This window comes from Hyphomicrobium sp. (genome assembly GCF_035687085.1).
GTDB lineage: Bacteria > Pseudomonadota > Alphaproteobacteria > Rhizobiales > Hyphomicrobiaceae > Hyphomicrobium_B.
This window is the reverse complement of sequence record NZ_DASRYS010000021.1, coordinates 38,856-55,087: the sequence shown is the minus strand read 5'-3', so window position 1 is coordinate 55,087 and position 16,232 is coordinate 38,856. Positions and strand designations below refer to the sequence as shown.

9 protein-coding genes are annotated in these 16,232 nt (G+C 60.1%); 3 read left to right on the top strand and 6 right to left on the bottom strand.

Features of this window, described 5'->3' with window-relative positions; translation table 11 throughout:
- Nucleotides 1–96 precede the first annotated feature (96 nt).
- The 3 genes from VFG26_RS17105 to VFG26_RS17095 form a co-directional block, all read right to left on the bottom strand.
- A complete protein-coding gene (locus VFG26_RS17105; RefSeq protein WP_325027245.1) occupies nt 97–1,467 on the bottom strand; it encodes a HAMP domain-containing sensor histidine kinase in 1,371 nt (456 codons plus the stop codon).
- Nucleotides 1,454–2,131 (bottom strand): response regulator transcription factor, encoded by a 678-nt coding sequence (locus VFG26_RS17100; protein ID WP_325027244.1) that lies wholly within the window; start codon nt 2,129–2,131, stop codon nt 1,454–1,456. The genes VFG26_RS17105 and VFG26_RS17100 overlap by 14 nt, the downstream gene beginning before the upstream one ends.
- Before the next feature lie 143 nt (nt 2,132–2,274).
- Nucleotides 2,275–3,540, bottom strand: coding sequence for a multidrug effflux MFS transporter (locus tag VFG26_RS17095; RefSeq protein ID WP_325027243.1), 1,266 nt, complete (start codon nt 3,538–3,540; stop codon nt 2,275–2,277).
- Nucleotides 3,541–4,038: 498 nt separating this feature from the next.
- Between VFG26_RS17095 and VFG26_RS17090 the strand changes: the two genes are divergently transcribed.
- From VFG26_RS17090 to VFG26_RS17080, 3 genes are all read left to right on the top strand, one after another.
- Nucleotides 4,039–4,599, top strand: coding sequence for an NYN domain-containing protein (locus VFG26_RS17090; protein WP_325027242.1), 561 nt, complete (start codon nt 4,039–4,041; stop codon nt 4,597–4,599).
- Between the two features lie 529 nt (nt 4,600–5,128).
- The gene (locus tag VFG26_RS17085; RefSeq protein ID WP_325027241.1) at nt 5,129–8,296 is read left to right on the top strand and encodes a multidrug efflux RND transporter permease subunit; all 3,168 of its coding nucleotides are present in this window, start codon (nt 5,129–5,131) and stop codon (nt 8,294–8,296) included.
- Nucleotides 8,297–8,310: 14 nt separating this feature from the next.
- The gene (locus tag VFG26_RS17080; RefSeq protein ID WP_325027240.1) at nt 8,311–9,492 is read left to right on the top strand and encodes an efflux RND transporter periplasmic adaptor subunit; all 1,182 of its coding nucleotides are present in this window, start codon (nt 8,311–8,313) and stop codon (nt 9,490–9,492) included.
- Between the two features lie 72 nt (nt 9,493–9,564).
- On the opposite strand, the gene bcsS is transcribed toward VFG26_RS17080, so the two are convergent.
- The 3 genes from bcsS to VFG26_RS17665 form a co-directional block, all read right to left on the bottom strand.
- Nucleotides 9,565–10,986 carry a cellulose biosynthesis protein BcsS gene (gene bcsS, locus VFG26_RS17075; protein WP_325027238.1) on the bottom strand — a complete coding sequence of 474 codons (1,422 nt, stop codon included), beginning with the start codon at nt 10,984–10,986 and terminating at the stop codon, nt 9,565–9,567.
- A 196-nt stretch (nt 10,987–11,182) separates the two neighbouring features.
- The gene (locus tag VFG26_RS17070; protein ID WP_325027237.1) at nt 11,183–15,250 is read right to left on the bottom strand and encodes a Pls/PosA family non-ribosomal peptide synthetase; all 4,068 of its coding nucleotides are present in this window, start codon (nt 15,248–15,250) and stop codon (nt 11,183–11,185) included.
- Entirely contained in the window at nt 15,147–15,986 is an 840-nt protein-coding gene (locus tag VFG26_RS17665) for a 4'-phosphopantetheinyl transferase family protein (RefSeq protein ID WP_414653329.1), read from the bottom strand. Before VFG26_RS17665 ends, VFG26_RS17070 begins: the two co-directional genes overlap by 104 nt.
- Nucleotides 15,987–16,232 lie beyond the last annotated feature (246 nt).

Here is a 16,232-nt window from a genome sequence, read left to right as displayed (position 1 = left end):
CGGGCAAGCTCCAGCGGTTTGATTCACGGGAAACGCTCGCGCATTGCCGTTCGAAGAGGCGCATGAAGTGCGCCCGCTAGTGTTGCTTCGGCACTCTCACACGGCGGGGAAGCTGACTTCAGCTCGCAGGCCCGGATTGTTATCTAAGAGCTCGACCTTCGCGGAATGGAGTTCGGCTATCGCCGCAACGAGGCTGAGGCCCAGCCCGCTGCCTTCGGTCGAACGGGCGCGCTCCAGGCGATAGAGGCGGCGGAAGACGTTCACGCGCTCATGGGCCGGAATACTTGGACCGGTGTCGGCAACATCCACGACATAGGCTCCATCGCGCGCGGAAAGCGACATGATGATCTTCGTGCCGCTTGGGCAGTGGCGGATTGAGTTCTCCACGAGATTGGCGAAGAGTTGTACGAGAAGTTCAGGATCGCCCCGGACGTTTGCGGGTCCGGACACGTGGCCAACGTACTTCAAACTGTCACCGGCATCCTCGGCCACGACGTCATAAACGTCCCGGACGTCCGCTAGCACGCGCGCGAGATCCAGCGTGACGAAGCGGGATTTGCGTGCGCCCGCTTCGATCTGCGTGATGCGCAGCAGGGCGTCGAACGTCTCCGAAATCGAATCGATATCTCCGAGTGCCGCCTCAAGAGCCTTGCGGAACTCCTCCTTGTCTTCCATCTGGCGCGCGTCATCCAAACGCTGGCGCAAGCGTCCCAGCGGCTTCTTGAGATCGTGCGCAATGTCGGAGGAGGATTGATTGACGTTCTCGATCAGGCGCTGCAGATCGCCCAGCATGCGGTTAACCTGCAACGCAACCTGGTCGATGTCGTCATGCTGGCCGGAGATCGGGACGCGGGCGGCGATCTCGCCTTGTGAAACCTTGGCGAGCGGCTGGGCAAAAGCATTGATCCGATGTTGCGCTTCGCGCGCAAAATACGCGGCGCAAAGCGCAAGCGCCAAGCCTGCCGCGAGCACGCCGTAGCCCAACAAATTCAGCAGAAACGACTTCATCAGCTTGACTTCGCTGTTGTCGCTACCGACGAGAAGGCGTCCTTTTGCAAGCGGTCTCCAGATCGCAAGGAACTCGTCGTCGGGTTCGCCCCGATCGAGCGTCAGAAACACGTCTGAGCGTTTGAGCGTCATCCAGTTGGTGGAGTTTCTGACACCGCGAACGTTGCCGGCCAGAAAGTTTCCATTCTTGTCGACCAGCTCCATGATGAAGTCGGGATCGCGAACGGATTGGCTTTCGCTTGCGACGAGGCCCACGAGATCATCGAACGTGCGGTCGCCGTCGAGTGCTGCGAGAGAATCGAGCGTCGTCTCGACGCGATCGCGTATGTCGGCTGCAAGGCGCTCGCTGGCGACGAAGTAGATGACGGTGAAAAGCGCCAGAATGGTCGTGATGAAGAACAGCGAGAACGCCGCCGCGAGCCTGAACGGCGTGCGCTTCAGCAGATCACGTGCCGTCATGGACCGTGTATCCGCTGCCGCGGATCGTGTGGATCAGCTCTTTCCCATAGGGCTTGTCGATCTTGGCACGCAGGCGTGAAATGTGGGTCTCTACCACGCTGGTCTTCGGATCGAAGTGGAAGCTCCATACCCGCTCCAGCAGCATCGTCCGCGTGACGACGCGACCACGATTGCGCATCAGAACCTCGAGCAGGCGAAACTCGCGGGGCTGAAGATCGATGATATCGCCGCCCCGGGTCACTCGCCGCGAGACCAAATCGACTTCGAGATCGCCGACCTTGAGCCGCGTTTCCTCGCCTTTCGTATGGGGGCGCCGTGCGAGCGCATTCACGCGCGCCATAAGCTCGGAGAATGCGAAGGGCTTGATCAAGTAATCGTCGGCGCCGGCGTCAAGGCCTTCAACCCGGTCATCGACTCCACCGAGCGCCGTCAAAAATAGAACAGGTACGCCGCGCCCGGCGCTGCGGATGGTTTTGATGATGGCGAGTCCATCGAGGCTCGGAAGCATGCGATCGAGGATGATGACGTCGTAATTCTCAGCGACGGCTTGCGCCACCGCATCGCGTCCATCGGCGAGATGGTCAACCGTATGCCCCTCTTCCTCGAGGCCCTTCAGAACATATCGTGCAGTGTTGAGATCATCTTCAAGCAGGAGAATTCTCATGCACGTCGACCCTCGCGGCCCGGGGTCCAGCCTTCGGCATCCGGCGCCGCCGCAGCATTTAGTACACGTTGCAATGGGTGGCCAGACGACAGATGAGCATCCGGACACCCATTACGTAAATTTTAGGCTCGCGCGTTGCGAGCTTACGCGGGTTGGTTGCGGCCCAGCAGCCCTTTGGGACCTTCAATTGCGAGGACGATGACACCCGCGATTACGCTGCACACTGCAAATCCCGCCGCGATCGGCCAGACCGAACCGTCAAACGCTCCGGCGACGATACCGCCTGCGATCGCGGCGATGGCGGTGCCCAGCGAGCCGATCACCGAGGATGCCATTCCGGCATTGTGGCCCTGCGGCTGCATCGCGAGCGCGTTGAAGTTCGGAGCGATCAGGCCGAAGAGGAAGAACGTGACGCCTACGCAGATGGCGAAGACCCAGAAGTCCGCCATGCCAAGAGCTGCTGCAGCAGCCATGAGAATCGAAACGCCAATGAACGCGACCAATGCGGTATGCGAGACGCGCCGCATACCGAGGCGGCCGACAAGGCGAGCGTTTGCGAACGAGGCCAAGGCGATCGCGGAGGCTAGCGCTCCGAACACGACGGGGAATGTTTCGCCCATGCCAAACAGGTCGACGAAAACCTGTTGGGCGCTGGCGACGTAGGCGAGCAAACATCCAAACATGAAGCCGCCCGCAGCGCCATAGCCGAGCGTCTGGGCGTTCATGACGGCGGCTTTGAGTGCCTCAAGCAAGTTCATCGGGCGCTCAACCCCGAGCGCCGGGCGTGCGGTCTCGGGCAATCTCGCCCCCGCCCAGATGGCGGCGATGACGGCCATCACAAGCAAGAAGACGAATATCCAATGCCAATTGCTGAGCAGCACCATAGCTTGGCCAATAGAGGGAGCGAAGACGGGTATCATGATGAAGACCATCATCGCGAAGGACATCACGCGCGCCATTTGGCGACCGCTGTAGATATCGCGGACGACGGCGACAGCGATGATGCGCGGAGAGGCTGCGCCTACGCCCTGGACGATGCGTGCCAGGAGCAGCGTTTCAAACGATCCTGCCACGACAGCGCCAATTGAGCCCAGAATGAAGATTGCCAGCCCGGCCATCAGGACCGGCTTGCGGCCGAAGTGATCGGAAAGCGGGCCAAAAAAGAGCTGCCCCACGGCAAAGCCCGCCATGTAGAGAATGACGACCAGCTGCCTGTCGTTTTCCTTTTCGATGCCGAAGGTGGAGGCAATTTGCGGCAAGGCCGGCAACATGATGTCGATCGACATCGCCGTAAGCGCCATCAACGCGGCGGTGAGAGTGACGAACTCTACGAATGGGATCGATAAGGGGACTGCCGGAATGTCCGGGCGCGTCGCTTGAAAGCGCGTCGCGCGCTTTGACGTGGTCATTTCATAATCCTGGAGAAAGCTAGCATGCCGGGGTCCGGAGTAAGACGGAGCCGGCTTCTGGCGCGTCAATCAATGGCTAAGCCCCCTTCTGGCTAAGCCCGATTGCGCCGGGGATCGCTCGTTACCACGTAACGTTCCCTTCGTCATGGCGGTGATCCGTGGGGCAGGCGCGACGAAAACGCGGAGCTGATGCCAGGCCTCTGCGCTTGACGAAGCTCTTCCATCACTTCGCGCAGCGGACGGAGCTTCCAGGCCCGCTGGCCGAGACCTCTCCGAAATTTCGTTTATCTCCACAAAACTGATTGCAAAATTTGCGATCAAAGGAGACTTGTGTCTCAAATAAACAGAATTCGCTGTTATAAAATCCAATACGTTTTGGGCCGAACCAAGCTCCGCCCGACCCGGGAACGAACGTATGCCGGACAACTATTGACAATTCTAGATGCAGTCTGAGAATACTCAGCCCGAGTACTCAACTATGCCTTTCGGAAATTTTGAATGCATTTTTATCCAACCGAGAAAGTCGCCCTATTTATTGATGGGGCGAACCTCTACGCTGCCGCAAAATTGCTCGGCTTCGACATTGATTACCGCCGATTGCTCCGCCTTTTCAGGAGCCGAGTGCAATTGGTTAGAGCACTTTATTACACTGCCATCGCCGACGAGCAGCAGTACTCATCGATACGGCCGTTGATCGATTGGCTGGAGTACAACGGGTTTTCGATGGTGACGAAGGCATCGAAAGAGTTCATCGACAGTGCTGGCCGAAGACGGATCAAAGGCAACATGGACATCGAGCTTGCGGTCGATGCCATGCGACTTGCCGCAAATCTCGATCATATCGTGATTTTTTCAGGCGACGGAGACTTTCGCAGCCTCGTCGCCGCCCTGCAGCAAATGGGCAAGAGGGTCAGCATCGTTTCGACGCTGCAAACTCAGCCGCCGATGATTGCTGATGAGCTGCGCCGGCAGGCGGATCAATTTCTTGATTTAGCCGATCTCGAGAAGGAAATCGGACGTGCGCAGAATGGGCCTCCAATTACTCAGACCGAACTCTGAGTTTAGACGCTGTCCATTTCCGAAATTTCAGCGGACGTGGCTGTCTGAAATGTTGAACTCTCAGTACTCGTTCTGAAAGCCCGGGTAATAATCCCGCCGGATAAATTAGCAATTGATGCCTTTGTGTTGCGCCTCAATCAGCTTCGGGTTTCCTCTCATTGCCGCTCGTTAGTCAGGGGTTTGGCATTCGGCCTATTCCTGAGCTGCCCTTTTTTTAATCAGAACTAATCCTATTGCTCCGTTCGACCTTGAATGGGAACGCTTTTGCCGAGCAATCGAGCCGTCGAAACGGCGTCTTCGTTGCTGCGATGATACGCTGCCTACCGGAAATAGGGCGCCAGACTCAGGAAGCGCAGACATTCGGCTTGGCGGGCTGCAGTAAGTGTGCGGATCCTCCGTTTACCTCGCCCAAAGATGGTCGTAATGCCTGCTCTTGGTGGGAGGTTGCTGGCGCCTTAAAGAGTAGGGCTACAGGGACAGCACCGGCCGCGCGCGATCCGGCGGCTTTCACATTGCGATCGGACGGCGCATGGTCAACTTCTTCATACATCGTCCTATCTTTGCCTCTGCCATTGCCGTGATCATGGTTTTGGCGGGAGCCATTTGCTATTTCCTGCTGCCCGTATCCCAGCTACCCGACGTGACGCCTCCGCAGGTCGTGGTGAGTGCGATCTATCCCGGCGCGAGCGCCCAGGTAGTCGCTGATACCGTTACAACGCCGCTCGAGCAGCAGATCAACGGCGTCGAGGGCATGACTTACATGTCGTCGTCGAGTTCCAACGACGGTTCGTCGAACATTACCATCACGTTCGACGTCGGTTACCCTCTCAGCATCGCGGCTGTGGACGTGCAGAACCGCGTTGCCGAAGCGGCCTCCTCGTTGCCGCCGATCGTCAATCAGGCGGGCATCTCGATCCGCAAGCAGAATCCCAATTTCGTTCTCATCGTCAATCTCATCTCGCCCGATAAATCGGTCGATCCGGTGACGCTCAGCAACTACGCCTACCTGCAGATCGTGGACCCTCTGAAGCGGCTCGCGGGCGTCGGGGACGTCCAGATTTTCGGCGAGCGGCGCTATTCGATGCGCCTCTGGCTCGATCCCGATAAACTCGCTCAGCTCGGCATCACGGCCGTCGACGTACAGAACGCGGTTGCCGAACAGAACATCCAGGTCGCCGCCGGGAAGATCGGCCAATCTCCGGCACCTCCGGGTACACCTTTCGAGATGCAGGTGAACGCCGCCGGGCGGCTCAGCAGTCCGGAAGAATTCGGCAATATCGTCGTGCGTTCCAGCCCTGCCACCGGCGCGATCGTCCGGCTGCGCGACGTCGCCCGCATCGAATTGGGGGCGCTGCAATATTCCTCGTCGGCCTTTTTCGGCGAGGATCCATCGGTCGTGCTGGCCATTTTCCAAATGCCGGGCTCGAACGCGCTCGATCTTCAGCAGCGCGTCATGACCAAGATGGAGGAGCTTTCCAAGCGGTTCCCGAAGGGGATTGCTTACGGGATGCATTACGACACCACGCGGTTCGTCTCTGCTGCGATGCATGACGTCGTGGTCACGCTTCTCGAAGCCCTGTTTCTGGTCGTTCTCGTCGTCTACGTCTTTTTGCAGAGCTGGCGCACGACCATCATCCCGACCATCGCCATTCCCGTCTCGTTGATTGCGACGCTCGTGATCATGCACGTGCTCGGCTTCTCGCTGAATATGCTCAGCCTTCTAGGCATGGTGCTGGCGATCGGGCTTGTCGTCGACGATGCCATCGTTGTCGTCGAGAACGTGGAACGCCAGCTTGAAAACGGCCTGGAACCGATGCCTGCGGCCTTGAAGGCCATGTCGGAAGTCACGGGACCCATCATCGCGACCACGGGCGTGCTGATGGCCGTTTTCATTCCCGTCGCGTTCATTCCAGGTGTTTCCGGGCGGCTTTACAATCAGTTCGCGCTGACCGTTGCGATTTCCGTTGGGCTCTCTGCCTTCAACTCATTGACACTTAGCCCCGCGCTCGCCGCTGCCTTCCTGCGGGATCGCGGTCCGACCAAGTTTCCGCCGTTCCGCTGGTTCAACACTGCGTTTGACCGGCTCTCGCACGGCTATGCTCACCTCGTGCGGTTCCTGATCCGCATACGCTGGGTGATGATTTGCATTTTCGTGGCCCTGCTCGGGGCAACGTATTTGATCTCGCAGCGGATCGCTTCCACGTTCTTGCCTGTCGAGGACCAGGGATACTTTTTTGTCGTGGTACAGTTGCCAGACGGCGCGTCGCTGGAGCGGACGGACGCCGTGGCCAAGCAAGTCCGAGAGATTCTGGAAGCGACACCTGGGGTCGATATCGTCGGCTCGATCAGCGGTCTCAACTTTTTGACGAACGCGGCACAATCGAACTCCGCGGTCGAATTCGCCATCCTCAAGCCGTGGAATGAACGGCCGCCTGAGCAAAGCGCGTCGCGCCTCGTGCAGGAGGTCCGCGGCAAGCTGATGATGATTCCCGATGCCTTCGCGCTGAGCTTCGACCCCCCTTCCATCCCCGGGCTCGGGACCACCGGCGGGTTCGAATTTCAGGTCGAAGATCTGACCGGTCGCGGCAGCGCTGCTTTAGACGAGGCGACGCAGGCGCTGATCGCGGAGGCGCGTAAGCAGCCGGAGCTCGATGCCCAACAGTTGTTCACGTCCTTTTCGACCTCGACGCCGCAGTACCACTACGACCTCGACCGGGCGAAGGCGAAGCTCCTGGGCCTCAGTCTGCCCGACGTGTTCAACACCCTGCAGATTTATCTCGGGTCGCTTTACGTCAACGACTTCAATCTATTTGGCCGTACGTTCCGCGTGACATTGCAGGCGGACAAGACCGCGCGAGCCGATCCCACCAGCCTGTCCAAGTTCTACGTGCGCAATGCCACGGGGGGCATGGTGCCGCTCAGCACGCTTGGAACGCTTAAGCCCATCGTCGGGCCCGAAACCGTTCCTCACTACAATAACTATGCGTCGGCGCTCATCAACGGTGGGCCGGCGCCGGGCTACAGCACAGGCCAAGCGATCGCCGCAATGGAGCGGGCGGCTGCAACGGCGCTGCCGCGAGACTTTGGCTACGAATGGACCGGCATCACGTTCCAGGAATTGAAGGCAGGGTCCATCGCGCTCGTCGTATTCGCGCTAGCGAGCGTGTTCGTGTTCTTGATCCTTGCGGCGCAGTACGAAAGTTGGTCGATGCCGTTCATGGTGCTATTGGCCGTGCCGCTGGCCCTCTTTGGAGCATTGCTGGCGATCTTTGTGCGCGGCCTGCAGATCGACGTCTACTCGCAGATCGGGTTCGTCATGCTCATCGGTCTTGCTGCAAAGAATGCCATTCTGATCGTCGAGTTCGCGAAACGGCGGCGGCTTGAGGGACTGTCGATCGTCGAAGCTGCGATGGAGGCGGCGCGGCTCAGGCTTCGCCCGATATTGATGACGGCGTTCGCGTTCATTCTTGGTGTCGTGCCGCTCATGATCGCAACGGGAGCGGGCGCTGCCAGCCGGCAGTCCATTGGCACTGCAGTCTTTGGGGGCATGCTGGCGGCAACGCTGCTGACGCTGCTTTTCGTTCCGGTGTTCTACGCCATGATCGAAGAGTGGCGCGAAGGACGTGAAGCCAGCAAATCGGGGAAACCTGCGCCGGCCCACGGCGAGGACGCTTCACATCCGGCAGCTGCCGAATAGACAGGGATTTCGCGATGCGACTTTGGTCGATTGTCATTCTGGCTTTGCTGGCCGCTGCAGGCGGCGCCGCCTTCGTGCACCGGAAAGAGCTTCCAAAACTTCTTGCCATGGTTGAGAAGCCTGCCGCTCCGGCGCAGCCTGCCTTCGTCATGCCGGTGCCTGTGGCTCAGGTCGTCAAACGGCCGGTCAATATTTATCTGGAATACTCCGCACGCACGGAATCCATCCGCGACATCACCCTGCAAGCGCGCGTCTCGGGCTACGTGCAAAAGCAGGAGGTCCCCGACGGTGCTGACGTTGCAGCCGGCGACCTTCTCTATGTGATCGATCCGCGTGACTACCAAGCAGCCCTTGATCGCGCGAAAGCCCAAAAAGCGCGCGACGTCGCCGCGCGCGATTATGCGAGTTCCAATCTCGAGCGCGGATCGGAACTCTCCAAGAGCGGATGGCTCGCCAAAGACACGTACGATCAGCGGACGAGTTTGCTGCGGCAGGCGGAGGCTGCAATCATGAGCGATGATGCCGCCATTCGGACGGCCGAGCTCAATCTCGAATATACAGAAATTCGCGCGCCCTTCGCCGGGCGGCTGGGTAAGAACCAGGCCCCGCTCGGGGCCCTCATCAGTGCGGGCGGTGCGCCGCTCAATACGCTTGTCCAGATCGATCCGATTTACGTGACGTTCAATCCGAGCGAAGCGGAACTCGCCGCGATCGAAAAGGTGCGGGCGAGCGGCGCCGCAGCTGCCGAAGTTTTCGTACCTGGAAGCAACAAGCCCCAGAGCACCGGCGCCATTACCTTTGTCGATAATAGCGTCGACCACTCGACGGGCACGCTCACTGCGCGGGCGACCATTGCCAATGCTGATCGCACGCTTCTGCCCGGGCAGTACGTGCGCATCCGCATTCATGCGGGCGAAGATCCCAATGCCCTGATGGTGCCGCAGACCGCGGTCGGCTCAAGCCAGCTCGGCAAATATGTTTACGTGGTCGATGCGCACAACGTTGCGCAGCAGAAGCTGGTGACGCTCGGCCCCGCGGATGGCGATCTCATCAGCGTGACGGGGGTTGACGAGAAAGACCTCATCATCACGGGCAATCTGCAGAAGATCGGCCCTGGGTCACCCGTGCAGCCTCTGACGGGCGGGGCGCCTCAGGCGAACGGCAAATCGGACGTCACGACCGGCGCGGTCGAGTAGGCCGGGCCAAAAAGAGAAAGGCGCGGCTGAGGATCAGCGCGCGCCTTTTCATTTCGTTCGATTACGTGAGCCTTAGAAGTCAATGCGCAGCATCGAGCCGCCGTAGATGCCCTCGCCGCCTGCTCTCGACTCGCTGTCACTGCTCACGAACTGATGACCGACATCGAAGGTCAGCTTGGCGGGGAGCCCGTTCCAAGGCAGGTTGAAGGGAATGGTCGTGAACGCGCCGACACGCGTCGCCACATCACCTTCATCGCTGTAGACGGAGCTAGCAGGTCCGACGATGAAGCGCTTGAAGTTGTAGCCAGCGCGCGCTTCCGCGAAGAACGAATTGAAGGCCGTCGAATAGCTGCCTTCGAGGCTGCCGTAGAAGGGACCGTCAGATTCGGTTTCGAGTTCGACAGCGACTTTGAAGCCGTCGGCGCCGCCGCGAACATCGTTGTCCAGGTCTCGCGGAGACAGATGCACGCTGCGCACTTCATAGCCGAGGTAGGCGGCCGCGCTCCAGTTCGAGAACACCCACTGGTAGCCCAGCATGACGTCCAGCGAGCGATCGTCAGCGTCGACCGTCCGGTCGATCGGCTCGCCAGCGCGATAGTCGTAATCGGCGATGATGCCCTGCGTGCGGAGCAGGACGCCATTCTTGTAGAGGTCGCCGCTCAGGCCGAAAATGGTTCCGCCGTAATAAGCCACCGAGTCGTGCGCGGCATCGATGCCGCTGTAGGTGATGACCTTCGGTCCGCGATCTTCCGTGACCGGGTCGGGCCGCAAGACCTTCTCGCGGTCGAGCTTGTAGACGAGTGCTGCCTGGACCGTAACGATCGAGGGCACCTCGCGGTCGACGTAATTGACGTCCTCGAACGAGCCCGAGTTCGTGACCTTGCCCGAGAAGTCGGAATATCGTGCTTCGCCGCGGAGGTAGAAGCTTTCGTTCAGCTGCCGCTCGATGCCGCCGCCGACGAAATAGCCGCCAAACGTCTGGCCGCCGCGGCCTGGCAAGGTCGTCGGACCAACGTCGATGTCCCACCAGCCTTCGTTCGAGAAGTGGGCTTGCGTGTAGCCGGCCGTTGCATAGACCAGCGTCCGGTCATTCACCAGGAGACCGGCGCGGGCGCCGATCGCCCACGAGCGATCGACGGTCATGCCGTTGCCGATGTCGAAATCGCCGCGATTGAGTTCGGACGTCGAGATGTCGGCGAACGCGCCGACGACGAAGCGGCTGCCGATCTGACGATCGATGCCGTAAATCAGCGAGACGATGCCGCCGCTAGCCGACTCGTTTCTGGACGAGGTCTCGCCGTCGCTGTCCCGGTAGTTGTTCTTTGAGTGGTTATGGCCGTAGCCGGCGCCAACGCCGAAATAAACCCCCGACCATGTCGGTGCTTGCACCTGGACAGGCGTGTCTTTCAGTGAGAAGGGGCCGTCGGCGAGTGCGGGCGTGACAACTGTGGGCAGCGCCCAACCACATGCAACAGCCGCAAAAAGCTTCTTCATCGTTTTTCCTCGACCGGAACTGGAGCGCGCGCACGTCCCATCCTCAGCGTGAAGATGGATAGGGCAGGTGCAATAAGTCTCAATGCTACGATTGAGGGGAAGTGATTCGCGTGCTCAAGTCGAGTTCAGGAACGTTGACCTCGGGAAGAGGCTTCCCAGGGATGTCCGGGAAGCCACAGCGGACGGACTATTATGCTCACACCGATACGGGTAGCAGCTCCATCCGCTTCCTCATCAGACGGGCTCGGCGCTTAGGTTGTGCATAAACCTGTGTGGCCCGGACTGCCGCCGGCGCGACGAGCGGCTCGCAGGGCGTGCCGTGCCAGCGCGTACCGGCCGGCAGCACGTCGCCCTTCATCAGAACCGACAGAGGCCCGAGGCTCGAACCGGCCTGCATCGTCGTGCCATAGAGGACGATGCCCATATTCCCCACCGAGCAGCCGTCGCCGATTTCGATACGGTCGGCTTTGAACACGCGATCTTCAAAGAGATGATTTTGGATCGTCGCTCCGAGGTTGAGGCAAGCCCGGTCGCCGATCTCGACGAGATCGAATTCGGAGAAGAGCGTCGTTTCGATGAAGCACCACTTTCCGATCCTGCACCCCATCGTGCGCAGTGCGGGCGCAATGAAGGGCGTGCCCAACAGCGGCGTCATCGCGGTGGCGGCAACGGTTTCATACACGCCGTTGACGAGTTCGTTGTTCCAAATGAAACGGCACCATAGCGGCTTCACGGTCACCGGGATGCGACCGACGAAGAGCGTTTTGATCAGCGCGCAGCTCAAAATGGCGGCCGCCGCTATCGCCGAGGCAACGAGGGGGATGCCGGCTACGACAGCCCACAGCGGCAGGGCGTAATAGGCCGTGACCAGATATGCCGTGAAGGCGATGCCTTCGGCGGCGACGATCAAGCCGGGCAGTAACACGCGAAGCGTATCCGTGATCGTTCTGGCGATCCATGCGGCGCGCGTGGGCGTGAATATCTCTGTTTCGTCGAAACAAACATTGCGCTGCGTCTGGGGAAGCGCAAAACCCGGCGCCCCAAGCCAGCGTGTGCCATCAGGTGTTTTGGCGGCATTGGTGGGGGGCGTCGACCCGACGCCGAGCAGAGCATTGTCGCCAAAGGTATGCCCTCCCGGTACGAGGGCGCTATTGCCGATGAAGCTGCGCGAACCGATCCGCACGGCTCCGATCTCAACCACGCCAGCGTTGATGCGGTGGCCACCGATGAGGCAGGCATCCGCGAGGAAGCTGCCGTCTCCCACTTCGAGCAAGTCCGGGGTGATGTGCGATACGGTGGAGATCTCCGAGCCCTTGCCAATTTTAGCGCCCAGAGCACGGAGCAGCGGCGGGCAATAAACGGTTGCATAGACCGGCAGCAGAATGGTTTTCGTGTTTTTCAGCAGATAGCTGACGAACCAATGTTTGGCGTAGGCGAGGCTGTAGAGCGGCATCCGTTTCGTTTTGGACCGCCCGAGCAGACGGGTCAGGGTTACTGCACCCAAGACGTAAGTCAGGATGCCGACTGGAACGGAGATCAACGCACCGGCCGCGCCGCCGAGGGGCCCGGCGACGGCCAAGCCTGCATAGATAATCGCGACCGAAGGGATGATCGTCGCGAGCAGGAAGTAGCCCATCGCATAAATCAGCGCGAGGTGCAGTGCTCCGAATGCGAATGCCCGCAGCTTGCTTCGCGACTGAGGCCCGCCCTCCGGCGCGACCACTTCCGCCAACTGCGCGGGCGATCCGCGGCGGCATTCATAGCTCATCATCGCGGTGCCATCGGGCAGAGACGACATATCGTCGAGGCGCGCGCCATCGCCCATGCGCGTTGCGAGGCCCAGATTGCAATGCATGCCGATGAAGCAGTTGTTGCCGATTTCCACGGGCGCGATCACGAGGCAGCCGTCTTCGACGCGATATCCAAGAACTTGGCTTTCAACGCCGATGCTCGAGCCGTGGCCGATGGAGATGACGTCGTAGGCGCCGAACAGCGAAGTCGAGAGACTGGTGTCAGCACCGATTTTGGCGCCCATCGCCCGCAAATAGATATTCATCAGCGGCGTGCCAGCAAACATGTCCGACCAGCTCAGCGCCTGGAAGCGCGTGACGACCCACCAGCGGAAATAGTAGAAGCTCCATAGCGGATAGCGGCCGGGCTTGAAGCGGCCGATGACCAGCCACTTCAGAGCGACGCTCAAGAGCAGCATGCTCGGCCAAACGGCAAAGCCGATGAGAGTCGAGATCTGCGCGGCGTCCACCCAATCGAGCTTTCCATCGTGAACGGCGGTGGCAATCAGCACCATGTAGGCGAGCGGCGCCGAGATGATCCCGTAATACAGGGCAACGCACACTGCCTGCAGCGAGACCGTGGTCCAGCGCGTGACCGGATGGACGCTACGGAAGGCCTCTGCCGAAGCGTCAACCCGTGCCGCATCTTCCACGGTCGCGTTGCCAAGGCGGCTTTCGAGAACGCCCGCCAGCGCCCGCACTGAGCGATGCTCATAGAAATCGCGCACGGATATCTGGGCGCCGGGAATCGCTTCGCGAACCAAGCTCGCGCATCGCGATGCCAACAGTGAATGGCCGCCGAGATCGAGGAAGAAGTCGTCGGTTACCGAAACCGTCGGCAGCCGGAAGGCATCCGACCAAGCCGCGACGATACGCGTTTCCATTTCCGTCTCAGGGGCAACGATGTTGCCGGCGCCCTTGAAGAGCGTTTTCGGTTTCGGAAGGCTCTTTCGGTCGACTTTGCCGCTCGTCGTCATCGGCAGCTCGTCGATCACATCGAGATATTGCGGCACCATGTATGCGGGCACGCGGCTACGCAGCAGCTCATCCAGCGCTTGGCGGTCAAGCTGCTCGGGCGAGCCGTGGCAGACGACGAAAGCTGCCAGTTCCTTGAGATCACCGCCCATATCGATCACAGCTGCAGCGGCAGCTTTGACCTGCGGATGCTCAATCATTACCGCTTCGATTTCGGAAAGCTCGATGCGGAAGCCACGCAGCTTCACCTGATCGTCGAGCCGTCCGAGAAAATACAGCTCTCCTTCATAGCCCAGCCGAACATGATCGTAGGTGCGGTAGAGGCGGCCTTTTTTATCGAGCCCGAATGGATCGGGAATGAAGCGCTGATCGGTGAGGGCTTGCAGATTCATATAGCCCCGCCCAACGCCCGCGCCCCCGATGAACAGTTCGCCGCTTTCTCCGGGTGCCACCGGCTCGAACTTTTCATCGAGCACGTGGGCCGAATACCCGGGCAGCGCCTTGCCGATCGACACCGGTTCACCGCTGACGCATTCAGACCACGTGGCAACAACAGTTGCTTCCGTCGGGCCATACGTATTCAGCATCCGGCGGCCGGGCTTTGCCCAACGCGTCACGAGTTCCTGCGAGCAGGCTTCGCCGCCGAGGACAAGCGTCGTCACCGTCGGCAAGTCGCGATCGATCATGGCGAGCATGGTCGGCACGGTCGAGAAGTAGGTGATCTGCGTATCGTCGATGAACTGCGCGACGTCGGCTGGAGATCTTTCGACTTCCTCGGGAGGGACGATCAAAGTCCCCCCGCGCGAGAACGCGGCCCAGATCTCCTCAACCGACGCGTCGAAGGCGGTCGAAAATCCCTGATAGACGCGGTCGTCGGCGCTCACCTGGTAGACACTGCGGAGCGACTTGACGAACGCGACGACATTCCGGTGCTCGATCATCACGCCTTTGGGGCGGCCCGTCGAACCGGACGTATAGATGATATAGCTCAGCGCGTTGGGGCTGATTTCCTTGTCCAGAAGGAAGTCGACGGGCTCATCCGATTGCTCTTCCAGTTCGTGCCGGTCGCGATCAACGAGCAGCAGCGGGGTCGCAACGTTTCCATCGATCGTGCGCGCCAGCACGTCTTCAGAAATGATCAGCCGCAGCTTGGCGTCATCCTCGATCGCCCGGATGCGCTCGATGGGCGAACGGGGATCGATCGGCACATAGGCCGCGCCGGCTTTCAAGATGCCAAGGATCGCGGCGTAGAGATGCGGCGACTTCTTGAGATAAATGCCGACGAGGTCTTCGGCACCGATCCCGCTCGTCACAAGATAGTTGGCTATCCTATTCGCGGCCGCGTCCAGCTCTTCATAGGTGAGAGTTTCGCCCGCGAACTCGATTGCGGGGTGATCAGGCCGCCGCTGCGCTTGGAGTTCGAAATAATGGTGCAGGAGCCGAGGCTCGCGCGTCCTCTCGGTTTTGTGCGATTGCCAATTTGGCTCGAATACAGACACGGGCTTCCTCGATCAGCTGGTGCCTCGGAGCCTCATCTTCCCTGACGCCGCCCATTGAGATGGCCACGGAAAGTCGCTGCCCTTGGCATTTTGCGATCCAAGCCCGGAAGGTCACCGGCGCGCTCTCACGGTTCCGGTGCTCCGGACAGAGACGATTGCTGCGAGGATCGAATGCAACTGTCGATGCTTCAGCAATTCCGGTGCCAAGCATCTTGAGGTAGGCTTCCTTGAGCGCCCAAAGCCTCGAAACGGCGCGCTCCCGCTCTTCCATGCCCATCTCGCTCAATGCTGCGCGTTCGGTAGGGGTGAAGACGTCGTGCAGCCACTCTTCGGTCGCGGGAATGAAGGCGTTCTCGATATCGACGCCGATGGGTCCGGCCGTGGAAACGGCAACGACGGACGCCCAAGGCGTATGGGAACAGCTGAAATTGAGCTCTCCCGAGCCGCCCGCGAGGCCCGGCTTGCCGGCGTCCGAGCGATCAAAGCGCCATTCATGCGGAGCAGTGCGTCCGCCAGCGGCTTCCGACAGAGCTATTCTCAGAACACTGCGCGTCGCGAGCGAGCGCTGGCGCTTTTGGAAATTGCGTATTGAGGCGAATTCCGCGATGTCGTCTTTCGTCAGAGTCCCGCAATGATCCGCTGTCTGAGAATGTGGGACGTACCAAATTCGGACATTTGAAGAGATTTGCGCCGAGGAAATGCGGTGACTCGGGATGTCGACCTCGGCTGCGCACACCTCATTGGCACGCGCATTTCTTCCGAATGACGGAAGCCTTTCAGCGATTCTCAGGATCAACGCAGACAAAACGCAGTCGCCTCTCGTATGACGGCTGCGGCCTGCTCTAAAAAGAACAGCTCATTAACGAAATGATAAAATACAATTACTGATAAAATTGCTCATATAAAGGTAAATTGCCTATCGCAATTACAAAGCGCCTCACCTATGTGAGAGCGATGCAGACATTCCTCAGCAGCGCATTCT